The sequence below is a fragment of the Acinetobacter sp. RG5 genome, from assembly GCF_031844265.1.
Taxonomy (GTDB): Bacteria; Pseudomonadota; Gammaproteobacteria; order Pseudomonadales; family Moraxellaceae; genus Acinetobacter.
In genome coordinates this window covers 337,745-360,894 of record NZ_JAUZUV010000001.1, presented here as the reverse complement: position 1 = coordinate 360,894, position 23,150 = coordinate 337,745, and the positions used below count along the sequence as shown (strand labels likewise).

The following is a 23,150-nucleotide window of genomic DNA, read 5'->3' as shown; positions in this document are numbered from 1 at the left end:
AAATTAATTTTAAAAAGTATGTTATTTTAAAATTAATAAAAAAATTACATAAATACTTGGCAATGGAATACAAGTACAATCTAGCGAAATTGCAAGATGATAAAGAAGACATAGAACAACTGATTACACGGCAAAGCCAGCGTGTAGGCCCGGTCTTCCCTCAAAATCTGGAACAAGAATTCTGGACCAAAAATCTGGAACGCGCCCGCAAACATGTCGAAAAATATGTGTGGGCTGGAGTACTAGCCTATTTCCTTTTTTTGGTGGTGATGATTCCCACAGATTACTGGAGCATCAGCAAAGAATATTTCGTACATGATTTTGTCCTGTGTATGTTGGGCTTGCTCAATGGCGGCGTGTCGCTAATTATCTTTTATATGTTCTCGTGCTTACCCAAGATCAAGCGCTTTTTTCCTCAGGCTTCGATGCTGTTGGTATTCTGGGTACAGGTGTCAATTTCATGTATCACCATGTCGATTAAAACTGATGCCTTGCAGCATCAATCCATGGCGATAGTCACGATCGTATATATCCTGGGTTATGTTCTGACCGGTATTAAGCCGATTCAGATGCTGGTCACCGGACTGCTCGCCGCCGCAACCACCATTATTGTATTGTTCGGTCTGTCAGTTGAATTTAATCCTATGGTTTTTGGCCGGATTTTAATTGGAAGTTGCTTGCTGGGTTATGTGATTAGCCATATGATTTTTGCCCGTGAGCGTGTGATATTTCTCTATAGCATTCGCGCCAGAATCAGTGAGCAGATCCAGCGTATCCATACCAACGAATTATTACATTTGAGTCAGTACGATGAGCTGACCAAGATTTCCAATCGACGGACTTTTGATGAGACGCTGCAAGTCCATTTCGAACGTGCACATCGTGAAGAAACGGCATTGGCAATTCTGTTTATCGATGTAGATTTCTTTAAAAATTACAACGATTTTTATGGGCATCAGAAAGGTGATGATGTCATTTCGACTATTGCCAAAACCATCAAGAATGCGATCCGACATATGGACTTTGTCGCGCGTTATGGCGGGGAGGAGTTTGTGGTGCTCTTGCCAGAAACGGATGCACATGGTGCTTATGCGGTGGCTTCAAATATTTTTAAGGCGATTGATCGTCTGGAAATTCCACATGAAAAATCCTTGGTTGCGAAACATATCACCATCAGTTTAGGCATTACCGTTTATCGTGGTGAAGATGATATTGATAAAGACGCCTTATTGGGGATTGCGGATCAGGCGCTCTATCGTGCTAAGCAGCTGGGACGAAATCAGATTTATTATCAATCACTGCGTTCCGTCAATTCAGATACTGCCAAAGGTTCAGTGCTTTGAAGATCAATAAGAATTAGCAATAAAAAACCGCTCATCAAGAGCGGTTTTTTTGACTGAAAACCAAACTTAGTTTTTGTCTTTCAATTGTGGCACGGCAGACGCTGAACCAACTGCAAGCAAACCTGTCTCTGTGTAGATACCCAGTTTTGCACGAGTATCCGTGATATCCAGGTTACGCATGGTCAACTGTCCGATACGATCCATCGGCGAGAACATAGAATCACCTTTCTCCATAGTCAAACGCTCAGCTTCATAAGTGAGGTTCGGAGATTCAGTATTCATAATGGTGTAGTCATTACCACGACGCAATTCGATCGTTACAGTACCGGTAACTGCTTTAGCAACCCAACGCTGTGCAGTTTCACGCAGCATAAGCGCTTGAGAATCGAACCAGCGACCTTGGTAAAGCAAACGACCTAAACGTAGACCGTTAATACGGTATTGTTCAATCGTATCTTCGTTATGAATACCCGTTACCAGACGCTCATAAGCGATGTGAAGCAGCGCCATACCCGGAGCTTCATAGATACCGCGAGATTTCGCTTCGATGATACGGTTTTCGATTTGATCCGACATACCTAGACCGTGACGGCCACCGATGCGGTTCGCTTCAAGAATAAATTCAACTGGATCTTCAATGCGTTGACCGTTGATAGCAACCGGGAAGCCTTCTTCAAAAGTAATCGATACTTCTTCAGCTTTTACTTCTACGTCATCTTTCCAGAACGCAACGCCCATGATTGGCTCAACGATTTTGATGCCTGCATTCAGGTATTCAAGATCTTTAGCTTCATGCGTCGCACCCAGCATGTTTGAGTCAGTTGAATAAGCTTTTTCTTTTGACATTTTATAGTCAAAACCATTGTCGATCAGGAACTGTGACATTTCTGCACGTCCGCCCAGCTCGTCAATGAAAGTTTGGTCTAACCAAGGCTTGTAGATTTTAAGCGCAGGATTGGTCAATAAACCATAACGGTAGAAACGTTCAATGTCGTTGCCTTTATAAGTCGAACCGTCACCCCAGATGTTAACATCATCTTCTTTCATGGCAGTTACCAGCATGGTGCCAGTTACTGCACGACCCAATGGCGTCGTGTTGAAATAAGGCATACCACCTGTAGAAATATGGAACGCGCCACATTGAATTGCAGCAATACCTTCTAATGCAAGCTGTAAACGGCAGTCGATTAAACGTGCTTTTACTGCGCCATAAGCTTCAGCTTTTTTTGGAATCGCATCGTAATCGTCTTCGTCTGGCTGACCCAAGTTAGCTGTGTAAGCATAAGGTTCAGCGCCTTTTTGTTTCATCCACAAAAGAGCAGCAGAAGTATCTAGACCACCAGAGAAGGCAATACCAACTTTTTTACCTACTGGGACATTCTGCAAGATAGTTGCATTATCAGACATTGTTCATCCTAATGATATGAAATAGGCACGCCAGAATTGGTGGCCTGAAAAAATACATATTGCATCAATTGTATCATTAATTTATTTAGGTTTGCTTTAGAAAAGAAAAACTCGTTTTAAAATCTCTATTCAATAGGCTTAAATAATCATAAATCGCACGATTTTAACCAGAATCCTGCTGAAAAAGTAAAAAATTGGTTATATTCAGCCGAATAATTTAAAAACCAGATAAAACAGGAATAAAAGCATGGCGACTCATATCCCACCTTTACCTAATTTAAATCCTAAAACCAAGAATGAAACACTGGCACTGTTGCATGGGATTTATGCCGGCCTGATTGGTTTTAGTACAGTGCTGTTTTTATATCTTGAATATCAGCAATCCAGTATTTCCATGCTGAGTTTAGGTGTGGTGCTGCTGCTTTTAGGCTTGTTGATGTTTTTTAATATCCAGGCCAGTATAAAGGTGAAGCAGGGCAATGGTTCAGGACGTACTTTATCCAGAATAATGGCTATTCTGATGTTGCTGAGTTTTCCAATTGGTACAGTATTGGGCGTGATTGCATTATGGAAATCCAGCGCACGACAATGGCAGAACTAATTCGTCATGTATAGAAAGAACTGTTTCGAAGATTGATATTTGTGCCTGAAAATGCTGAACTCCGGGTCATAAAAAGCCGCTGAAAATCAGTTAAAGTAAGGGAATGACTTGCTCAGCCAAATATAATCAGGGATTTGTTATGACCACGACGCGCTATGCCAACATTTTAAAACCACTGCATTTAGGTTTTACCACCATTAAAAACCGGGTGGTAATGGGGTCGATGCATACTGGTCTGGAAGACCGCTTCTATAATTATCCTAAACTTGCAGCGTATTTTGGCGAACGTGCCAAGGGTGGCGTAGGTCTGCTGATTACGGGTGGAATATCGCCAAACCGTCAAGGCTGGTTGTTGCCGGCGGGCGGCACCATGAATATCTTGGGCGATATTGCGCCACATCGTCTGGTGACGCATGCAGTGCATAAACATGGCGCCAAAATTCTTTTGCAAATTCTGCATGCCGGACGTTATGGCTATCAGCCTTTTGTGGTGTCGGCAAGTCCAATCAAATCGCCAATTTCTCCTTTTAAACCACGTGAAATGTCAGATAAACAGATCCTGAATACCATTCATGACTATGTCAACACGGCCAGTATTGCCAAAAAGGCTGGCTATGATGGCGTAGAAATTATGGGTTCGGAAGGCTATTTGCTGAATCAGTTTTTAAGTCGTCATGTCAACCAGCGTAGCGACCGTTGGGGTGGCCCGATTGAAAACCGGATGCGTTTTGCCGTAGAAATTGTCAAAGCCATTCGCGAGGAAATTGGCGAAAAATTTATCATCTGTTTCCGTTTGTCGCTTCTCGATTTGGTACATGATGGCAATACCATGCAGGAAGTGATTACCGTAGCTAAAGCTTTGGAAAAGGCGGGGATTACTTTGCTTAATACCGGGATTGGCTGGCATGAAGCACGTATCCCCACTATTGTGACTTCTGTACCGCGTGCCGCTTTTGTCGATTATACCGCTGAAGTCAAAAAACATGTGTCGGTGCCGGTAATTGCGTCCAACCGGATCAATATGCCAGAGACTGCCGAAGCAATTCTGGCATCAGGGCAGGCAGATATGGTGCAAATGGCACGTCCACTTTTGGCCGATGCGTTCTGGGTCAATAAAACTGCAACCAATCGTGTGGATGAAATCAATACCTGTATTGCCTGTAATCAGGCTTGTCTGGATCATACCTTTAAAAACCAGCGCGCAACCTGTCTGGTCAATCCGCGTGCCGCTTATGAAACCGAACTGGTCTATGTCAAAACCAAAAAACCAAAAAGTATTGCAGTGATCGGTGGGGGTGTCGCAGGTTTGTCGGCTGCTACTGTCGCAGCCAGTCGCGGGCATGATGTGACGCTGTTTGAGGCCAGTCATGAAGTAGGCGGACAGTTCAACCTGGCTAAAGTCATTCCGGGGAAAGAGGAATTTCACGAAACGATTCGTTATTTTAAAGTGCAGCTAGAAAAAACTGGAGTTGATCTGCGTCTCAATACCCGAGTCAACCGCGAGCAGTTGGAGCGTGAGGGTTTTGATGAGGTGATTGTGGCTACAGGGGTTGTGCCGCGTGCCTTGAATATCGAAGGCAGTCAGGCACCACAAGTATTATCTTATGCAGAAGTGCTACGTGGCGCACCTGTCGGTGATCGTGTTGCGGTCATTGGCGCAGGCGGGATCGGTTTTGATGTGTCCGAGTTTTTATTAAAGCCACCGCATCAAATACAGCCGCAACCTGTGGATGAGTGGAAGCGTGAATGGGGTGTAGATTCTCATCCAGATTATGTGACTGAAGGCGGGTTACAGCGTGCTGAAGTAGAACCTCCAGTACGGGAAATTTATCTATTACAACGTAAAAAGACACCGCTTGGCGCAGGACTAGGCAAGACTTCAGGCTGGGTACATCGTGCCCAGTTAAAAAAACATGCCGTGCGGATGTTGCGCGGTGTGCAATATAAATCTGTCACGGATGAAGGCTTATGGATTGAGGTAGATGGCCATGCTCAATTATTGCGTGTGGATACCATTGTGGTATGTGCAGGTCAGGAATCGGTAAAAGACCTGATGCCGAGTGCTGGGGAAAATACCTTGGCGCAGTATCATATTATTGGCGGTGCAAAACTGGCTGCCGAGCTGGATGCCAAGCGTGCCATTCGTGAAGGAGCCGAATTGGCCGCCAAATTGTAGGGATTTGATGAAACTATATGCAGTTAATCAGATTCACTGTAACTTTCACTTGTCAGTTGCATAAAAGCGCCGTATTATTGCGCCCATGGAAGCGTGGCAGAGCGGTTTAATGCACCGGTCTTGAAAACCGACGAGGGTGTGAGTCCTCCGTGAGTTCGAATCTCACCGCTTCCGCCAAATTTTAAAAACCCCAATCGAAAGATTGGGGTTTTTTATTGCTGATGAATTTTACAGAATGATTTAAAAAAAACGGATCTTGAAGAGGTTCGATATTTAAAAAGTCGATAATTTATAAACAGATATTCTTTAATCGCATACTTCAATCTTAATCAGAGCCAGAGCAATTCTTTCCACATGCTGATAAGCAGGTTGCTCTAATTCTTCACCAAAAATATCCGGATCAATTTCCTCATAAGACCAGTGAATATTTTGATGCTGCTGCATCAGGTCTTGCAGATACTGTAAAAATCGATTGCCATTTCGTGTGATGGTGGCGCCGGTATATAAAAATAAACGGCCGCCTGAATTTAGCCTTTGCAGGCCTTGTTTTATAATTTTAAAAGATAATTCATTGCCATCGAGCTCATTACCTCCGTGACGATATTGCCGTTGCTCAGGATCAATTAAATACGGTGGATTAGCAAAAATCAGGTCAAACTGACCTTCAAGATTGGAAAATAAATTGCTTTGCACCGGAGAGATTGAAGTAAAACCCGAAAAATCAATATTGAGCTGACTATAGAGCAAGGCTTTGGGGTTTAGATCTGCTACAAAGATTTCCTCATGATCTGGAAAGTATTTGGCGATACTGATGGCAGCAGCAGAGGTGCCACAGCATATTTCAGCAGCCCGTTTGAAAGGGCGAGGTTCGGTGGCTAGATATTGCTTGAGATGATAGACAAAGCGATAAGTATCGGGACCAAAAAAAACAGCATCTTGTTGTGTGGTTGGAAAGGAAGAGTGAATAAAGAGTTCACCTTCCAGTGAGGCGACCCTGACCAGACTGGTGTATTGCTCATCCTGAACCTGTAGAAGTTGCTGTTTTGCCAGCAAGGAAAAAAGAACCGGATCAAGATCGGTTTTGCTAAATTCCAGATTCCAGCCAAATATATCCTGCAGGGTTATTTCCTGATTTTTCTCGTTTCTTTTACGATCCAAAATCCGTTGATGCGACAACGGAGTAATAGCTGTGAACTGATAGTTTTGTTGTTTTAAAAACGCTAGTAAAAAATGCAGAGCATGTTGCTGGTGATTCTGAATTTCTAAAATCTGGTTCATAAGCGTTGCTCTTTGGTTTACGTAAAATCAATACAAAGCTGGATAGACGTTGAATCCCATATAAGACCATGACCAGATCAGCCATTCGCGATGCGTTCATTCAATAGAAATGAATCAGCTTCATCTTCGCCTGAAATGCCAGAATTTTAAGTAAAAAACTGATGTGAATTGGTGTGATTTTTATAGCTGTTTTTAAAAAATTATCTTCTGATAAAGCTTCTGTCTACTTTTATTCTCGATTCATAAAAAATGGCTATTAATCACTGGGATCAATAGCCATTAGAGCTGAGAGCTTTAAAAGCTTAGTTGGGTACTTCCGGCAAATCAAACCAGATCACTTGCGCATCTTCGCTTGCTTTAATTTCTGTATCATCTAGAAAAGCAATTGCGCCGCCAGCTTCAACTGTATGTTCAGCGATCTGGACAGTGCCAGAAACAACATGTACATAATTAATATGCTGGGTCGCTTTCACTTTCAGACTTTGGCCTTGCTGAATCACCGCAGTTTTGACTTCGGCATTCTGACGAATATGCATCGGTGCATTGTCATTCGGACCACAAATCAAATGCCACTGGTTCGGTTGCTCATGCGGGTCAAGACGGATTTGCTGATAGTTCGGCTTGGCATCACGTTCATTTGGAATAATCCAGATTTGCAGTAAATGGACCTGTTCGTCGCCTTGGTTCATTTCACTGTGCCGCACACCTGTTCCTGCACTCATCAGTTGCCATTCACCCGCAGCGATTCCGCCATGATTGCCCATGCTGTCCTGATGGGTAATGGTTCCTTTCAGCACACAGGTCAGGATTTCCATATTGTCATGTGGATGCGTTCCAAAACCCTGATGTCCATCAATCAGGTCATCATTAATGACACGTAAAGCGCTGACACCCATATACTTTGGGTTATACCAGTTACCAAATGAGAAACTGTGTTTAGACTCCAGCCAGCCCATTTTTACATGACCACGATTTTCGCTAGGATGTAGAAAAGCATTCATGATTTTATCTCGACATTATTTTTAACTTGAGATCATCATACTGTCGTTTTATAACTGAAAAAATCTCAAATAGGCGACAGATCATTGCATTTTTGCAACGACAGAGCTGAAAGTAAACATAAGGAATAAAAAAGCCCGCTCAAAAGCAGGCTATTTTTATTCAAATCGGCAGACCGATCATCATTCTAAGAAACGAACCGTTACCCCAGATTTGACTTTACGGCCAAGATCATTGGCATCCCAGTTAGTCAAACGAATACAACCATGTGACGCTGTTTTCGAAATGGTAGACGGGTTTGGTGTTCCGTGAATACCAAATGATTTCTTGCTTAAACCAATCCAGATATTCCCGACAGGACCGTTAGGACCCGGTGGTAAAGATAGTGGTTTTAAGTTTTTACCTTGTACAAAGTTAGACGGTGAATAGCTGTACCAAGGGTTTGGTGCAACACCTGTTACTTTATAGGTTCCGGTTGGAGATGGTGTATCCGCACTACCAATGGTGGCAGGGAATGACGCGATCATTTGATTTTTACTGTTAAATAAGTACAGTTGTTTCGCGCCTTTATGTGCAACAATCAAGTGAATACCTTCAGGCAAGTCATTACGTACATTACTGACCAGTAATTTTTCACCAACTTTATTAAAGTTAGCATTTGGATTGAGTTTCTTTAAGAAATTCTCATCCATATGGAATTTTTCACTCAACATTTCACTGACACGTGTGTAGTACAAGCCTTTCATTTTCGCCTGTAACGCATAATCTGAAGGAATAGACTTGGCAAATGGGCCTGCCAGATCTTTTTCAGTAATGGTGTATTCAACAAAGGCTGGCTTAGAACCCTGACGTGCAACTAGTTTATCCCAGGTTTCCTGAGTCAAAACACCTGTCGGTTTAATGCCATTCATTTGCTGGAAAGATGCAATGGCTTTTAGTGTATTTTTACCGCTGGTTCCGTCAATCGCCCCCGGTGATGCATGGGCATTATTCAGCATGACATGTGCACGTGCGTAAACTGGGAATTGACCTGCACCGATATTTTCATACCACTGGGCATTATTTAAGCCGTCTAAAGTCCACGAAGCTTTGGTCGTTGCAGAGTTAGTCGATGCTTTGGTATTTGGTGCTGCGCCAATAGAAGCAGTCTGATCTTCGGTATCCTGTAGCTCATTCAGCGCTTCAGATGCCTGTTTTAAGTCTTGTTGTTCTTGTGCGGTAATTTGCGCTTCTGCAGGTGCTGCTTGGGCCGCTGAAGCTTCAGTTGCTAATGGATCAATCGGATCTTGCACTGCAACATCAGTCACCACTTGGGGTTTTAATGGTTGTTCAGCAGTAGACGCGGCAAAAACTTGACCTGCGAAAATGCAACCTAGACTCACAGCGAGCATTGTGCGAACGAACATGTAACTCAACCTTAAGAATTATTTCTTTAACTATGTGAAAAAACACTATAAGTATTACAGAAAAAATGTGGAGATGCAGTAGTTGTTTTGTGTAAATCACTAGGTTGCCGTTCAATCCGATCGGTTTTTAAAGTTGCCAGAAGTTATTAAAACTGCGGCCTTTTTGCTATGATGTTGGCAATGTCAAAGAAAGATGGGAATGTGAATGACGACCTTAAAAAATGATCGTTTTCTGCGCGCATTGTTGCGTGAGCCTGTAGATGCTACGCCAGTATGGATGATGCGTCAGGCTGGCCGTTATTTGCCTGAGTACCGCGAAACGCGTACCAAGGCAGGAGATTTCCTTTCGCTTTGCAAGAATACTGAACTGGCCTGTGAAGTAACTTTGCAGCCTTTACGCCGTTATGATCTTGATGCCGCGATTTTATTCTCGGATATCTTGACGGTTCCGGATGCTTTGGGACTGGGGCTGTATTTTGAAGCCGGTGAAGGCCCGAAATTTCACAAGACCATCCGTACCGAACAGGATGTCGCCAATCTGCCTGCATTTAATGCCAAGTCGGATCTGGATTATGTGATGAATGCCGTTTCGACCATTCGTTCAGCCTTGGGCGGTCAGGTTCCTCTGATTGGTTTCTCGGGCAGTCCATGGACTCTGGCAACGTATATGGTCGAAGGCGGTTCAAGCAAGGATTTCCGTTTTACCAAACAGATGATGTATGTGCAGCCTGAAGTTTTGCATGCTTTACTGGATCGTCTGGCTGATGCAGTGACTGAATATTTGAATGCGCAGATCGATGCGGGTGCACAAGCGGTACAGATCTTTGATAGTTGGGGTGGGGCATTAGCACATCGTGAATATATCGAGTTCTCGCTGAACTATATGCAGAAGATTGTCGCTGGTTTGCAACGTGAGAAAGACGGCCGCAAGATTCCGGTAATTCTGTTTACCAAAGGTGGCGGTCAATGGTTGGAACCGATGATTACGACAGGCGCAGATGCATTTGGTCTGGACTGGACCACGCCATTGAATGTCGCTCGTCAAACGGTTGCTGGTCGTGCAGCACTTCAGGGTAACCTGGATCCTGCAACTTTATATGGTTCATCAGACACCATCATTAAAGCGACAAAAGCCATGCTGGATGATGCCTATGCCAATGGCGAGAAAACCGGTTATGTTGCCAATTTAGGTCATGGTATTACCCAGTGGGTTGATCCGGCGAATCCAAAAGCATTTATTGATACCGTACATGAGTATAGTGCCAAATATCTTTAGGATGTAAACCTTGATCGATCTATTCAAATCAGGGTTTGAATTTACTTATAAGGCAGCTTCGGCTGCCTTATTTGGGATTTTACTCCTGCTCGCTTTTGCGCTGACTGCTTCTATGGGCAGCGATCTCTTCTTTGGTTTTTACCGGTATGACTATCTGCTTTTTTTTGCTTTGCTGATTCAGGTGATATTGCTCTATACCAAACTGGAATCCTGGGCTGAAGCCAAAGTGATTGCGTTATTTCATCTCATGGCCATGGTGATGGAAATCTTCCTGACCCATCCGGCAATTGCTTCCTGGCATTACCCTCAACCCGCAATATTTAAAATCCTGACCGTGCCTTTATTTGCCGGTTTTATGTATTCTGCGGTCGGCAGTTTTTTTGCGCGCTCTTTACGTCTATATCAGGTTTCATTTGAAAAATTGCCGCGTTTTAGCCATATGCTGACATTGGCTGTCTTGTCTTATATCAACTTTATGAGCAAGTTTTTTATTCCCGATTATCGGGTGATTTTATTTGTCTGGAGCGTGCTGATGTTCTGGAAAACCAGAATTCGCTTTCAGCTGAATCGGCATACTTTTCAGTTGCCGATGTTACCCGTACTGCTGATTCTGGCGTTTATTATCTGGATTGCCGAGAACATCAGTACCTTTTACCAGATCTGGCTCTATCCAAGCCAGATTGAGCAATGGCATATGGTGGGATGGGGCAAACTGGGCTCCTGGTATTTGTTGTTATTGCTGAGTCTGGTGTCAGTACTGAAAATCTTGGGACAGCGTAATTCACAAGGCGATTGGGCGCTCAAAGAACAGTAAAATCAATCAGGTTATGTTTATGTAAAGCATACATTTTTTCAATTGCGCCAAACTTGACTTGTCGCTACTCTGCTGAGTATGTAGTTTAAATTACATTATTAGAGTAATAACAAAGATTGCATGAGAATAATTGGAGAATAACTATGTTGAAAAAAATTATGCTGGCGGCGGTATTGGCGACAGGTTCAAGCATGGCGATGGCTGACCGAGATGTCGGTTGTGGTATCGGAAGTCAGGTGTGGGCGGGTCAGTCTGGTATTATTCCTAAACTCTTTGCAGGTACGACCAACGTTCTGTTCACGAATCAGTGGCTCGGGATCACTTTTGGTACTTTGGGTTGTAGCCAGGGCGGTACCGTAACCGCTCAAGTGGTGACCTTTACCAATGAAAACGCTGAAGCACTGGCGCGTGATATGGCAGTTGGTGAGGGTGAAAGCCTGAATGTTCTGGCCGAACTTTTGAATATTAAATCTGAAGATAAAGCTCGTTTCTTTAGCGTTTCCAAGCAGAATTTCTCTGAAATTTATTCCGAAGAAAACCAGAATACATTACAAGTTTTAAGCACCTTACAAACTGTGATGGCCAAAGATGAAGTATTGAAATCCTACATCTGATCCGCACCTCAAAAACCCTGCTGTTCTGGCAGGGTTTTCTTATGACTAAAAGAAATTGATGAGAATAAGTTAACTGAATGAAATATGCGTTCTTCATGTTGGGCCTGACATTCAGCCCTTTAAGTTTTTCTAGTGAAATTAATCCAGACATCCAGCATTATCTAACTCATGCCGAAACCCAGCGTCTGGATCAGAGTACCACCTGGCAACGTCTCATGTATGCCAATCCCCAAGGTCATAGCGAGGTTAGCTATTCGGGCTATTTCCTGGCAGAGCAGGGAAAAACTGATTTAAAAAAAGAAATACAGCATAACATTCAGGTTTTATTTTTGAGCGCAGAGCCGAATCAGTCCGTGCGCTGTAAGTTTCCTGCACGCAGCAGCTGGTTAATACAGCAATTGAATATTTCCGAGCAACAATTGCCTGCGGTCAGTTGTCCGGATTTGGATAAATGGATTGGCGAAGTCAAGCCTTATCAGGCAACCCTGATTTATGCCACGGATTTTATGGGTAATCCGAGCTCCATGTTCGGGCATACCTTGTTGCGGCTGGACCCTAAAGACCAGCAACAACTCAATCTGATTTCTTATGCAGTCAACTATGCCGCAACGGTCGATGGCAATGACAACTGGTCCTTTGCCTGGAAAGGGCTGACCGGACAATATCCGGGTGAATATTCCCTGATGCCGTATTACCGCAAGGTCAAAGAATATGGTGACTTTGAAAGCCGGGATTTGTGGGAATATGAATTAAACTTAAGCCCGCAAGAAACCAGATTTTTGGTACAGCATCTCTGGGAAATGCAAAATGTAAGTTTCCCTTATTATTTTATCAATGATAATTGTGCTTATCGCCTGCTGGGGCTATTTGATCTGGTACGTCCCGAGTTAAATCTACAGAAACAGTTTAATTCGACTGCGATTCCGATTGAAACACTGAAAGTCGTAGAACAGCAGGGTTTGATCAAACAGAAAGTTTACCGTCCAGCGCTTGAAACTCAATTGCTGGCTCAATCCAGACAGCATGGCAAAGCGCTGGCAAAAACTGCGCATCAGTTAGCTTATGCAGAAACAGGTGTAATGCTTTCAATTTTGCAGCCTTATCCGGCAGAAGATCAGGCCAAAATTCTGGAAATGGCCTATGATCATTTATATCTGGACTTTCTCCGACAAAAAGTCGATGAATCTTTTGTTCAACCACGTTTTCGCAAGTTATTAGGCTTAAGAAGCCAGCTGGATATCGAGAAACAGCGTAAAGCACCTGAACGTCCAAAAATAGATCCGGTACAAAGCCATCATGCACGCAATATCAGTCTTCAGGCCGGACAGGTTCAGGGAGAATCCTTTGTCCAGCTTGGACATCGGCAGGCTTATCATGATCTCATCGACCCGCAAGGCGGTTTTCGAACCGGCACACAATTGCTGTTTCTGGATGGGGCTTTGCAATATCGTGACAGTGAGCTCAAGCTGGAACATCTGGATCTATTTACTGTCAATTCCTATAACCCGGTCAATCCGTTTAATACGCCATTATCCTGGGGTTTTAATCTGGGCTGGAAACAGGAGGCACTGGATGCGCATGGCCAGTTTAGTGAAGATGAACAGCATGGCGTCGCCAGCTTAAAAACTCAGGGTGGTTATAGCTGGGCAAATGCCAGCCGTGAACATCTATGTTATGCGCAAATGCAAACTCAGCTACAGGCAGGCAAGGCACTGGATCAAGGCTGGCGCGTAGGTGCTGGCCCTACTGTGGGGTGCCAGAATATCTGGAGCGATCAGATTAACAGTCTGGTGCAGGTGGAACTGCCTTATTGGGAAGATTCGCATCGCTGGCAGCTGAAACTGAATACTGAACTCCAATATGCATTCAATCCACAACATGCACTTCGGCTGTCTTGGGAATATCAGCAACAGCAGTCCAAAGACTGGGATCAATGGAGTCTTGGTTTGATCCGGTATTTTTAAGATTTAGTTAAAACTGATTAACACTATTCATAAAGTGCTGTGTATCCATGAGGCTGCTGTTCGGTTTTCCCTTGTATAAAAAAATTGGCTAGGTTGGGTACAAATAATCTGGTCGATATTTTAGGAAAAATACCTGATATTTGTTATATTTGTCACATAATTTGAGTGAAAATAGCAAGGTTTTGGGGAACAGACAGTATGAATAATGAATGCATGGCAAGACTGGCCGAGCAATGGGAACAGATCTGTCAAAATTATTCATCTGATGACTTATTGCATGCCTTTCACTTTATTCAAGATCATTCCCTGATTCTGGTGGAAGAATTCTATAAAAACATGCTCCTTGAAAAGGAATCTGCAGAATTCTTTTCCGATGACTTGATTCAACAGCGCTTGCGCGACACTTTAAATGCCTGGCTACTTGAAAGCTTTGGTGTAGGAATTAATAAACGCTATGCCGATGCCGTGCAGAAACAGGCGATGGTGGGGCATGTGCATGCACGTGTCGGAATTCCGTCCTGGCTGATCATGCGCGGTGTACGTGAAATTGAGCGTAAAATGTTTGAACTGCTGGATGAGAATCCTGACCACAGTATGTTGACCACCTGCAGTTATATTGTCCAGATCATGGGATTTGCCACAGAAGTCATGTGCCGATCTTATGAAGCCAAAACAGCCATGAATCAGGAAATTAAACACAGTTATCGTGTTTTTTCAGCGATGCAGGATGTGGCCGTACAAAAAGATAAACAGCGCAGTTCATTGCTAGACTGGGAAAATGAGCTCATGTTCAAGGTCTTTTCTGAGCATGAAAAATTGAATCATCCGATGTTGTCCAAGTCGGAGTTTGGTTTATGGTTTATTCATAAAGCCTCTTATGCTTTTACCGGTTCTGATCAGGTCGATTTAATCATTGAGCGAATTTATCAAGTCGATGAACTTAATCAAGATATTATGGACTGTACGGACAAAAACAATATGCTGGGACTGATCCAGCGAATCCGTGACTTGAACCGTGAGATTCAGTTGTTAGTAGATCAGTTATTTCAGGTGGCCGAATATATTGAATCAGGTAATGATTCATTGACCCAGTTATTGAATCGTCGTTATTTGAATACCATTATTTCACGTGAAATCACTTTTTCCCGTAAGAATCATACGCCTTTGTCTTTACTTGCCATTGATGCTGATTATTTCAAAAGTATTAATGACAAATTCGGACATGCAGCAGGTGATCTGGCTTTGAAATTTCTGGCCGAAGCATTGCAAAAATACAGTCAGGGCAGTGATTATGCTTTCCGGGTCGGCGGTGAAGAGTTTTTGCTGTTACTGGTGGATACTGATGAAAAACGTGCCCTGAATATTGCCGAAAGTGTGCGTAAATATATTGAAAATGGCATGATTAATTCGGCACAAGGCCAGCAGTTTAAATTTACGGTCAGTATTGGTTGTGTGCTTTATGATGGACATCCGGATTATCAGCGCTTCCTGAATGCGGCAGATTCTGCCTTGTATATGGCGAAGAACAACGGGCGTAACAGAGTCTATATGGCTCATCAGTCCTTGAACCCAGTCGCACAGCCACTCTCTGTTTAAATAAAAGGTTTTATCCAGTTGCAGACTGCTGCTCTATAAATTCCTGAAATTTCTTTTTTTGCTGAAGATATTCGGGATGATTTTTAGCTTCATCCCATTTCTGTTTAAAGATTTTGGCAGCAGCGGCTTTAACCGGGTCTTCCTGATTGCGCGGTAGCTCTGAACGGCCATGCGCGCCACTTAAACCTTTTTTGTCTTCCGGAACCGGGCCATCGTATTTTTTGCCACCTTTATGGTTGGCATAACGCCGGGCACGGGTAAAACCCATCTGTAAAAACTTGCGTGCCATGTCCGCACCAATAAAATCTTCTTGTTTTAAATAGTCCAAGAAAAGCTGATAGATTTTCTCGCTACTGGCTTGGGCTTTTGCTTCATCTGCAAAGCGCCAGTGTGGCAGGATTTCCGATTTATAAGGCTCAACCAGTAATACACCTTGTTCACCACGGCCAATCCGGTAGAGCTCGGGTCGTTTACGAAAATTAATCTTTGCAAAGTCCAGAGAATAATCAAAACTATTCGAAACTACACGTGACGGACGTTTTGGTGGGGTTACTTTGGCAGATGACTTCATATTCGGCCTTTTCTGAAATTTAAAATGACTCAATATTTCAGCTAATACAAATTATAAAAACGAAAGGACAAGATACAGAAAAGCCCCTGTCATTTAGAGCTAGGGGCTTTCATTTTACTTCGATTTTTTTGAACTGGTCTTCGAGGTTTTAGCCTTGGTTGACTTGCTCTTAGAGGAGCTACTCGACTGCTTTTTAGCAGGCGCCGATTTTTTTGAAGAAGACTTTTTCACTTTAGTGTCGTCTTTACTCTTGTTGCTGCTTTTCGCTTTAGCCGGTTTTTTCGCGGAAGAGGTCTTTTGGTCTTTCGCTTTATCACTGGCTTTTGAGCTCGAATTTTTCTTCGCCTTCACTTTTTCATCTTTGCTGGCATTGTCTTTCTTAGAAGATGCCGCTTTAGATTTACTGCTCGCCGCTTTTTTAGTGACTTTGCGATCACTGTCTTTGTCACTACTCTTATTCGACTTTTTCAGTTTCTCATCTTGGGTCTTTTTAGCAGTTTTTGCTGATTTTTTGCTGTCTTTCGCCTGGTTATTTTTACTATTCGCCATGGTTACTTTCCTTATCATTAAAAATCAATCAGAAAGATATAAAGCGCTTTGCTGTATATCAACTTCAAATTACTTTAATGGGAGAGCGGCAGGATTAAAACTTTATCGTGTATCCAAGTGTAGGCTTGTTGCAAACACAAGCAGGAATTGTTTGAGTTCTAGACTGAAACATAGCAAGTTTTGGGACAGGTCTTTAAACCCTGTTACCAGGTGTTATTTATAGCAAGTGAGCTTTTGAATTAAGTATTGATATCCTCTTCCTTTAAAAGCAAAAAACCCCGAATGATCGAGGCCTTGAGTAACTTATTTTTAAGCTTTAATAATTAATAGCTTTCTGGAACCGCACTTAAAAATTCACGACGTGTTTCTTTGTCGGTTTTAAAATCACCAATAAATGATACCGTACGTGTGGTTGATTCCTGCTTGCCTACACCGCGCATCATCATGCACATGTGCGCAGAATCAATCATTACTGCAACACCGCGTGCTTTGGTGACTTCAGCCACTGCTTCTGCAATTTGCTGAGTCAGGTTTTCCTGAATCTGTAAACGGCGCGCAAACATTTCAGTAATACGGGCAAATTTGGACAGGCCTAAAACATGACCTTCCGGCAAATAGGCAATATGTACGCGGCCATAAAATGGCAACAAGTGATGCTCACATAGCGAATAAAATTCGATGTTTTTGACCAGTACCATTTCACGGTTATCGGAAGGGAAGACCGCCTTGTTGGTCACTTCTTCAAGTGTCTGGCTATAACCCGAGGTTAAATATGAAAATGCTTTCGCAGCGCGCACAGGCGTATCTTTGAGACCAGGGCGATTTAGATCTTCGCCAACGGCAGTAAGAATGTTTGCGTAGGATTGCTGCATAGTCATATGACGTATTCACTTAAACTGAGAATGAACAAGGACGGCATTGTAGCAGAAAACTTTTACAATGCCTTGTTTTGAGGCTAAAACCGTTTACTGTTTGAACTTTGGATTCTTTTCTGCACGTTTGAGCAGAACCAATACTGCACCGGTACCGCCTTGCTTTTCAGGTGCACTGACAAAAGCTAAAACATCGCGATGCTGACGTAGCCAGCCGTTGACATAGGTTTTTAAAATCGCTTCCGGACCTTTGCCATGTACGATTTTAATCACGTTCTGATTTTCATCTTTGGCGATCTGGATAATCTGCAGCACGGCTTGACGCGCTTCTTCCACGGTACAGCCATGCAGATCCACAGCTTCAAACCAGCGCAAGTTACCGGCTTTCAAGTCTTCAAACACTTTATGCTGCAAGGTGGCGATGCGATAGCTCAAGTTGGCCTGACTGCCGACAGGATTGAGCATGGCCTGAGTATCTGATAAAGCCATTGCCTCTGTTTCCAGCGGGCCAGTAGCCGCTGCACGCTTTGCCAGGATTTGTGCATCCGGCTTTTTCTTGCGTGGTTTGTCCAGTTGAACCGTATTTCCCGATTCAATTTTTTGTACGCCCTGCATTTGCTTGCGGAATAATTCCAGTTCTTCTAACGCTTCTTGCTCGACAGTCTTTTCAACAGGTGCAGCAACGACCGCAGGCGTTTGCGGCTGTGTAATTTGCTTCTTAAAAGATTTCAGCAGGTTGTACTGATCTTTAGATAATGAAGAATCGTGTTTACTCATAATGTAAAAACAAGGGAGATGCGGAATTTACAAGAATTATAGTCTGAAAATAGACAAAGGAGAACTGAATTGCGTTCATGACATTGCTGAGGATTTTAAATACGCTCGAGAATCTATGATCTACTTTTCAATATTGAAAATAAAAAAGCCCAATCCTGAGATTGGGCTTTTTTAATGCTTAGGTGAGCATTTACATTTTAAACCGCTTCAGGCTCACCAAACAGATCGCGGAAAGCATGATCCGGACGTGGCTGTTTCATGAAGCTTTCGCCGACCAGAAAGGCGTGAATATCATTTTTCTGCATCATCGCAACATCCGCAAGTGTGGCAATACCACTTTCAGTCACCAGCAGGCGTGAAGGGTCCAGTAATTTTTTCAAACGTAATGATGTGTTTAAATCCACATCAAAGGTTTTTAAATTACGGTTATTTACACCGAGCAGACAACGATCAGAAAGTTTTAAAGCACGGGATAGTTCTTCTTCATCGTGAACTTCAACCAGTACATCCAGATGATGTTCAAATGCAGTTTTAGACATTTCTTCTAACTGCTGGTCAGACAGGCAAGCCACAATTAGCAAGATACAGTCTGCATGCAGGGCACGTGCTTCGATAACTCCATAAGGATCGATCAGAAAGTCTTTGCGCAGTGCAGGCAGGTCGCAATGTGAACGGGCAATCTGAATGTTGTCATCGTGACCCTGGAAAAAGTCTACATCGGTCAGCACCGATAAACAGGCTGCACCTGCCTCCTGATACTGTGCTGCAATTTCCGCAGGGTTAAAGTTCTCGCGAATAATGCCCTTGGATGGCGAAGCTTTCTTAATTTCAGCAATGACACCCGGACGTTTCGACACTAAAGACTGGGCAAAACCACGCACAGGTGATGCACCTTGTGCCAGTTCTTCCAGATCTTTATAGCTTTTCTGCTTTAAACGTAGGGCAAATTCTTCTTTTTTACGGTCAACAATCTTGCCTAAAATTGTGTTTGCGATATCCACCATGATCAAAATCCCTGACCGAATTAAGCTTCGTAATGTTTAATGGTTTTGGTAAATTCAGACAGCACACTCATTTTTTCAAGTGCCTGACCGCCGTAAATAATGTCATGTGCCAGCGCAACACCTTGCTTATAGCTGCTGGTTAAACCGGAGACATAAATACCCGCGCCGGCATTCAGCGCGATCATGTTCGCGGCTTTATCACCGATGTCTGATTTTTTCTTGCCCAGCGCGTCTTTGATCAAAGCCAGACTTTGCGCAGAATCTTCCACAATCAGTCCGGTCAGAGTTTGCGACTCAATATCGACCGATTCAGGAATAATGTCCCATTCGGTAACTTCGCCATTTTTCAGTTCAGCAACATGAGTTGAGGAGGCAATACTGATTTCATCCAGCCCATCACGTGAATGTACCACCATCACATGTTCAGCACCGAGCTGTTTCATGACTTCGGCAATAGGACGGCAGAGTTCATTGGAAAATACCCCAATGACTAAACGATTTACTCCGGCCGGATTCGTAAGCGGGCCAAGTAAGTTGAAAATGCTGCGAATCCCTAATTCTTTACGTGGGCCGATTGCATATTTCATGGCTTGATGATGATTGGGTGCAAACAGGAAGCCGACACCGACATCACGGATACACCGTTCAGTCTGCTGCATGTTCAGGTCAAGATTAATCCCCGCCTGTTCCAGTAAATCTGACGAACCTGATTTGGTCGAAACGCCGCGGTTACCATGTTTGGCAATGGTGGCGCCCGCTGCTGCAATTACAAATGCCGAAGCAGTAGAGACATTAAACAGGTTTTGACCATCACCGCCTGTACCGACGATATCGACCAGATAAGGAATGTCACTGACATCAATTTTAGTGGCAAGTTCACGCATGACACGTGCAGCTGCGGTAATCTCATCAATGCTTTCGCCTTTAAGGCGTAAGCCCATCAGCAGGGCACCAATCTGGGCATCGGTCGCTTCACCTGACATGATGGCATGCATCACGTCTTGCATTTGATCCTGAGTCAGGTGAATGTTTTTAGTAATATTGCTTAAAGCTTGTTGAATATTCATAAGATGTTCTTAGGCATAAATTTCGAGAAAGTTTTTAAAGATTTGATGACCATGCTGGCTCAGAATCGATTCAGGATGGAACTGCACGCCTTCGACCGGCAATGTCTTATGTTTCACACCCATAATTTCTTCCATAGAGCCGTCCGCTTCATTGGTCCAGCAGGTCACTTCCAGACATTCAGGCAAGGTAGCTTGATCAATCACCAGTGAATGATAGCGCGTTGCAGGAAATGGAGAAGGAAGATTGCTGAAAATCCCGGTATCACTGTGGTACATATCAGACAGACGGCCATGCATCACACGTTTAGCACGCACGATATCACCGCCAAATGCCTGACCAATACTTTGGTGACCAAGACAAACGCCCAGTAAAGGAATTTTGCCAGCAAAATGCTGAATAGCAGGAATAGAAATCCCTGCTTCACTTGGCGAGCACGGGCCGGGACCAATCACTAAATACTTAGGTTGCCATCGCTCTATATCTTCCAATGTCACGGCATCATTACGGACTACTTTTACTTCTTGATTCAGTTCGCCAAAATATTGGACGATGTTATAAGTAAAGGAGTCATAGTTGTCGATCATTAAAAGCATGAGCTTAACCTATTGAAATTAATGCACTTGACTGTGCTAATGTTGTCCAGATCGTACTTTATTTATACGTGTTGCAAGCACTTGCCTGACACAACTAAATCATTGATTTCATTGTGTGAAAATAAAGCACGCTTCATCATAGCAAAAAATAGCTGCATTCGGCGCAACAATTTCGCTCAATTTAATAGCTTTAATAACCTGTAGGAAATTAAATAAAAGTTTTATAATGATTTAAAGTAATAGGCTTATTCATAGAAAGTTTTAAATGAGTATTTTTTAGAGTAAAACTTAAAAATGAAAAAATGAGATCAAAGAGAGGCTAAAAGTTTGATGAAAAAAACATCACTTGAATAATTAAGCTTTGTATAAACTTTTCTATTGAAAGTAGATTTAAAGAAAATGCCTCATAATAGGCATACAATCCCAAATGAATCGCAAAATTTTCTTTACTGATATCTACTAAAAAAAGCTCAATTTTTAGCCAAAAACAAGTAAAAATATAACAAAAGTAAGAAAAAGCAGCATATTTGCTATAAAAAGCTATGTTTCTTATACATTTTTATAGATACATGCACTATTTAGGTGCGCTAAAAAATAAAGCTGAAATAAAATAAATGAAGAATGCTTGAATATAGTGCATTTAGTTTTGCAGCTAGTATAATAGCCGCAAAGTATTTTTGTCACTTCATGATTTCTTATAAAGATTTCAAGATTTTATCTATACTTTTAAAAGTTGGTACGGTAATTGCTTAATAACTATCAACTGCTAACACGCACTTCACGGGTGCAACAAAAACATCGGAGCAAAATGAGCATGGCGAACAAGGTCCTTCAACTCATACAAGAAAGTGGCGCAAAATGGGTCGATTTTCGCTTTACTGATACCAAGGGTAAAGAGCAACACGTCACTTACCCAGCAGACAGTATTGATGAAGATACATTTGAAGACGGCAAAATGTTTGACGGTTCTTCAATTGCAGGTTGGAAAGGCATCGAAGCATCGGACATGATTTTACGTCCGGATGCGGCAACAGGTTTTATCGACCCGTTCTTTGCAGAGCCAACAGTTGTTGTAACTTGTGACGTCATCGAGCCATCAACTGGTCAAGGTTATGATCGTGACCCACGTTCGATTGCGCGCCGTGCAGAAGAATATTTGAAATCTACCGGTATCGGTGATACTGCATTCTTTGGTCCAGAACCAGAATTCTTCGTATTTGACGAAGTAAAATGGGAAATCGACATGTCTGGCGCGCGCCATACATTGATCGCTGAAGAAGCTGCTTGGTCAACTAACAAAGACTACGAAGGCGGTAACTCTGGTCACCGTCCACGCGTAAAAGGCGGTTACTTCCCAGTTCCTCCTGTAGATTCTTCACATGACATGCGTGCAGACATGTGTGCGCGTATCGAAGACATCATGGGTCCAGGTCGTGTAGAAGTACATCACCACGAAGTTGCTTCTTGCCAGTTAGAAATTGGTGTGAGCTTCAACACTATGGTGCGTAAAGCAGACGAAGTTCAACAGTTCAAATATGCGGTTTGGAACGTTGCGCATCAATATGCAAAAACAGCAACCTTTATGCCTAAACCAATGGTTGGCGATAACGGTTCTGGTATGCACGTGCATATGTCGATCTCTAAAGACGGCAAAAACCTGTTTGCTGGTGATGAATATGCAGGCCTTTCAGAAATGGCGTTGTACTTCATCGGTGGTGTAATTAAACATGCCCGTTCTTTGAATGCGATCACTAACCCTTCTACAAACTCGTATAAGCGTTTGGTTCCACATTTCGAAGCACCGATTATGCTTGCTTACTCAGCGCGTAACCGTTCTGCATCTATCCGTATTCCTTACGTGTCTAGCCCGAAAGGCAAGCGTATTGAAGCGCGTTTTCCAGATCCAATGATGAACCCGTACCTAGGTTTCGCGGCATTGTTGATGGCTGGTCTTGACGGTATTCAAAACAAGATCCACCCAGGTGAAGCTGCTGACAAGAACTTGTACGATCTTCCACCGGAAGAAGAAGCAAAAATCCCTACAGTGGCGCATAGCCTGGATATGGCGCTTGAAGCACTTCAAGCGGATCATGATTACCTGTTAAAAGGTGGCGTGTTCACGAAAGAAATGCTTGATGCTTATATCGAGCTTAAAACTGAAGAAGTTCGTCGTCTAAACACGACTACTCACCCAGTTGAATTTGATATGTACTACAGCTTGTAATTCATCACGAATTAAAGC

At 43.1% G+C, this 23,150-nt stretch carries 20 protein-coding genes and 1 tRNA gene; 10 read left to right on the top strand and 11 right to left on the bottom strand.

Annotation, left to right across the window (positions count from 1 at the left end; all coding sequences use genetic code 11):
- The first annotated feature begins 62 nt into the window (after positions 1 to 62).
- Complete coding sequence (locus Q9R21_RS01790; RefSeq protein WP_311203598.1) at positions 63 to 1,343, top strand: GGDEF domain-containing protein; 1,281 nt, start codon at positions 63 to 65, stop codon at positions 1,341 to 1,343.
- Between the two features lie 66 nt (positions 1,344 to 1,409).
- On the opposite strand, the gene argG is transcribed toward Q9R21_RS01790, so the two are convergent.
- Positions 1,410 to 2,750 (bottom strand): argininosuccinate synthase, encoded by a 1,341-nt coding sequence (argG, locus tag Q9R21_RS01785; RefSeq protein ID WP_004279561.1) that lies wholly within the window; start codon positions 2,748 to 2,750, stop codon positions 1,410 to 1,412.
- A 247-nt stretch (positions 2,751 to 2,997) separates the two neighbouring features.
- On the opposite strand from argG, the gene Q9R21_RS01780 reads away from it, so the two are divergent.
- From Q9R21_RS01780 to Q9R21_RS01770, 3 genes are all read left to right on the top strand, one after another.
- Positions 2,998 to 3,351, top strand: coding sequence for a hypothetical protein (locus Q9R21_RS01780; RefSeq protein ID WP_004646383.1), 354 nt, complete (start codon positions 2,998 to 3,000; stop codon positions 3,349 to 3,351).
- Between the two features lie 139 nt (positions 3,352 to 3,490).
- On the top strand, positions 3,491 to 5,527 hold the full coding sequence (locus Q9R21_RS01775) for an FAD-dependent oxidoreductase (RefSeq protein ID WP_311203597.1): 2,037 nt from the start codon (positions 3,491 to 3,493) through the stop codon (positions 5,525 to 5,527).
- 87 nt (positions 5,528 to 5,614) lie between these two features.
- Positions 5,615 to 5,704: transfer RNA gene (locus Q9R21_RS01770), tRNA-Ser, on the top strand.
- A gap of 129 nt (positions 5,705 to 5,833) precedes the next feature.
- Here the strand turns inward: Q9R21_RS01770 and Q9R21_RS01765 are convergent.
- The 3 genes from Q9R21_RS01765 to Q9R21_RS01755 form a co-directional block, all read right to left on the bottom strand.
- The gene (locus tag Q9R21_RS01765; RefSeq protein ID WP_180085208.1) at positions 5,834 to 6,805 is read right to left on the bottom strand and encodes a class I SAM-dependent methyltransferase; all 972 of its coding nucleotides are present in this window, start codon (positions 6,803 to 6,805) and stop codon (positions 5,834 to 5,836) included.
- Positions 6,806 to 7,107: 302 nt separating this feature from the next.
- Entirely contained in the window at positions 7,108 to 7,806 is a 699-nt protein-coding gene (locus Q9R21_RS01760; RefSeq protein ID WP_311203596.1) for a pirin family protein, read from the bottom strand.
- A gap of 180 nt (positions 7,807 to 7,986) precedes the next feature.
- Positions 7,987 to 9,210 (bottom strand): L,D-transpeptidase, encoded by a 1,224-nt coding sequence (locus Q9R21_RS01755; protein WP_311203595.1) that lies wholly within the window; start codon positions 9,208 to 9,210, stop codon positions 7,987 to 7,989.
- Between the two features lie 205 nt (positions 9,211 to 9,415).
- Here Q9R21_RS01755 and hemE point away from each other — a divergent pair, with 205 nt between their 5' ends.
- The 5 genes from hemE (at position 9,416) to Q9R21_RS01730 (ending at position 15,474) form a co-directional block, all read left to right on the top strand.
- A complete protein-coding gene (hemE, locus tag Q9R21_RS01750; protein ID WP_311203594.1) occupies positions 9,416 to 10,486 on the top strand; it encodes a uroporphyrinogen decarboxylase in 1,071 nt (356 codons plus the stop codon).
- 10 nt (positions 10,487 to 10,496) lie between these two features.
- Positions 10,497 to 11,300, top strand: a complete 804-nt coding sequence (locus Q9R21_RS01745) for a DUF817 family protein (protein WP_311203593.1) — start codon at positions 10,497 to 10,499, stop codon at positions 11,298 to 11,300.
- A 143-nt stretch (positions 11,301 to 11,443) separates the two neighbouring features.
- The gene (locus tag Q9R21_RS01740) at positions 11,444 to 11,914 is read left to right on the top strand and encodes a DUF3015 family protein (protein ID WP_004279577.1); all 471 of its coding nucleotides are present in this window, start codon (positions 11,444 to 11,446) and stop codon (positions 11,912 to 11,914) included.
- A gap of 77 nt (positions 11,915 to 11,991) precedes the next feature.
- The gene (locus tag Q9R21_RS01735; protein WP_311203592.1) at positions 11,992 to 13,878 is read left to right on the top strand and encodes a DUF4105 domain-containing protein; all 1,887 of its coding nucleotides are present in this window, start codon (positions 11,992 to 11,994) and stop codon (positions 13,876 to 13,878) included.
- A gap of 198 nt (positions 13,879 to 14,076) precedes the next feature.
- Positions 14,077 to 15,474, top strand: coding sequence for a diguanylate cyclase (locus tag Q9R21_RS01730; RefSeq protein WP_311203591.1), 1,398 nt, complete (start codon positions 14,077 to 14,079; stop codon positions 15,472 to 15,474).
- Positions 15,475 to 15,484: 10 nt separating this feature from the next.
- On the opposite strand, the gene Q9R21_RS01725 is transcribed toward Q9R21_RS01730, so the two are convergent.
- From Q9R21_RS01725 to Q9R21_RS01695, 7 genes are all read right to left on the bottom strand, one after another.
- Positions 15,485 to 16,045: a DUF4385 domain-containing protein gene (locus tag Q9R21_RS01725; protein ID WP_311203590.1), complete on the bottom strand. Its 561-nt coding sequence runs from the start codon at positions 16,043 to 16,045 to the stop codon at positions 15,485 to 15,487.
- 114 nt (positions 16,046 to 16,159) lie between these two features.
- A complete protein-coding gene (locus Q9R21_RS01720; protein ID WP_004646396.1) occupies positions 16,160 to 16,594 on the bottom strand; it encodes a hypothetical protein in 435 nt (144 codons plus the stop codon).
- Positions 16,595 to 16,917: 323 nt separating this feature from the next.
- Positions 16,918 to 17,466 carry a GTP cyclohydrolase I FolE gene (gene folE, locus Q9R21_RS01715; protein WP_004730181.1) on the bottom strand — a complete coding sequence of 183 codons (549 nt, stop codon included), beginning with the start codon at positions 17,464 to 17,466 and terminating at the stop codon, positions 16,918 to 16,920.
- A 93-nt stretch (positions 17,467 to 17,559) separates the two neighbouring features.
- Entirely contained in the window at positions 17,560 to 18,243 is a 684-nt protein-coding gene (locus Q9R21_RS01710) for a Smr/MutS family protein (protein ID WP_005246851.1), read from the bottom strand.
- A gap of 197 nt (positions 18,244 to 18,440) precedes the next feature.
- Positions 18,441 to 19,247, bottom strand: coding sequence for an indole-3-glycerol phosphate synthase TrpC (gene trpC / locus Q9R21_RS01705; RefSeq protein WP_311203589.1), 807 nt, complete (start codon positions 19,245 to 19,247; stop codon positions 18,441 to 18,443).
- 20 nt (positions 19,248 to 19,267) lie between these two features.
- Positions 19,268 to 20,314 (bottom strand): anthranilate phosphoribosyltransferase, encoded by a 1,047-nt coding sequence (gene trpD, locus Q9R21_RS01700; protein WP_005246849.1) that lies wholly within the window; start codon positions 20,312 to 20,314, stop codon positions 19,268 to 19,270.
- 9 nt (positions 20,315 to 20,323) lie between these two features.
- On the bottom strand, positions 20,324 to 20,908 hold the full coding sequence (locus tag Q9R21_RS01695) for an aminodeoxychorismate/anthranilate synthase component II (protein WP_004646400.1): 585 nt from the start codon (positions 20,906 to 20,908) through the stop codon (positions 20,324 to 20,326).
- Positions 20,909 to 21,716: 808 nt separating this feature from the next.
- On the opposite strand from Q9R21_RS01695, the gene glnA reads away from it, so the two are divergent.
- Positions 21,717 to 23,132, top strand: a complete 1,416-nt coding sequence (gene glnA, locus Q9R21_RS01690) for a type I glutamate--ammonia ligase (protein ID WP_004279641.1) — start codon at positions 21,717 to 21,719, stop codon at positions 23,130 to 23,132.
- The last annotated feature ends 18 nt before the right edge of the window (positions 23,133 to 23,150 follow it).

Bases quoted from the DNA above. Each gene is read 5' to 3' on its own strand.
- Q9R21_RS01740 (WP_004279577.1), top strand. From the start codon at position 11,444: ATGTTGAAAAAAATTATGCTGGCGGCGGTATTGGCGACAGGTTCAAGC.
- Q9R21_RS01730 (WP_311203591.1), top strand. From the start codon at position 14,077: ATGAATAATGAATGCATGGCAAGACTGGCCGAGCAATGGGAACAGATC.
- argG (WP_004279561.1), bottom strand. From the start codon at position 2,750: ATGTCTGATAATGCAACTATCTTGCAGAATGTCCCAGTAGGTAAAAAA.
- trpC (WP_311203589.1), bottom strand. From the start codon at position 19,247: ATGGTGGATATCGCAAACACAATTTTAGGCAAGATTGTTGACCGTAAA.
- Q9R21_RS01780 (WP_004646383.1), top strand. From the start codon at position 2,998: ATGGCGACTCATATCCCACCTTTACCTAATTTAAATCCTAAAACCAAG.
- Q9R21_RS01695 (WP_004646400.1), bottom strand. From the start codon at position 20,908: ATGCTTTTAATGATCGACAACTATGACTCCTTTACTTATAACATCGTC.
- Q9R21_RS01725 (WP_311203590.1), bottom strand. From the start codon at position 16,045: ATGAAGTCATCTGCCAAAGTAACCCCACCAAAACGTCCGTCACGTGTA.
- folE (WP_004730181.1), bottom strand. From the start codon at position 17,466: ATGCAGCAATCCTACGCAAACATTCTTACTGCCGTTGGCGAAGATCTA.
- Q9R21_RS01710 (WP_005246851.1), bottom strand. From the start codon at position 18,243: ATGAGTAAACACGATTCTTCATTATCTAAAGATCAGTACAACCTGCTG.
- hemE (WP_311203594.1), top strand. From the start codon at position 9,416: ATGACGACCTTAAAAAATGATCGTTTTCTGCGCGCATTGTTGCGTGAG.
- glnA (WP_004279641.1), top strand. From the start codon at position 21,717: ATGAGCATGGCGAACAAGGTCCTTCAACTCATACAAGAAAGTGGCGCA.
- Q9R21_RS01765 (WP_180085208.1), bottom strand. From the start codon at position 6,805: ATGAACCAGATTTTAGAAATTCAGAATCACCAGCAACATGCTCTGCAT.
- Q9R21_RS01735 (WP_311203592.1), top strand. From the start codon at position 11,992: ATGAAATATGCGTTCTTCATGTTGGGCCTGACATTCAGCCCTTTAAGT.
- Q9R21_RS01775 (WP_311203597.1), top strand. From the start codon at position 3,491: ATGACCACGACGCGCTATGCCAACATTTTAAAACCACTGCATTTAGGT.
- Q9R21_RS01720 (WP_004646396.1), bottom strand. From the start codon at position 16,594: ATGGCGAATAGTAAAAATAACCAGGCGAAAGACAGCAAAAAATCAGCA.
- trpD (WP_005246849.1), bottom strand. From the start codon at position 20,314: ATGAATATTCAACAAGCTTTAAGCAATATTACTAAAAACATTCACCTG.
- Q9R21_RS01760 (WP_311203596.1), bottom strand. From the start codon at position 7,806: ATGAATGCTTTTCTACATCCTAGCGAAAATCGTGGTCATGTAAAAATG.
- Q9R21_RS01790 (WP_311203598.1), top strand. From the start codon at position 63: ATGGAATACAAGTACAATCTAGCGAAATTGCAAGATGATAAAGAAGAC.
- Q9R21_RS01755 (WP_311203595.1), bottom strand. From the start codon at position 9,210: ATGTTCGTTCGCACAATGCTCGCTGTGAGTCTAGGTTGCATTTTCGCA.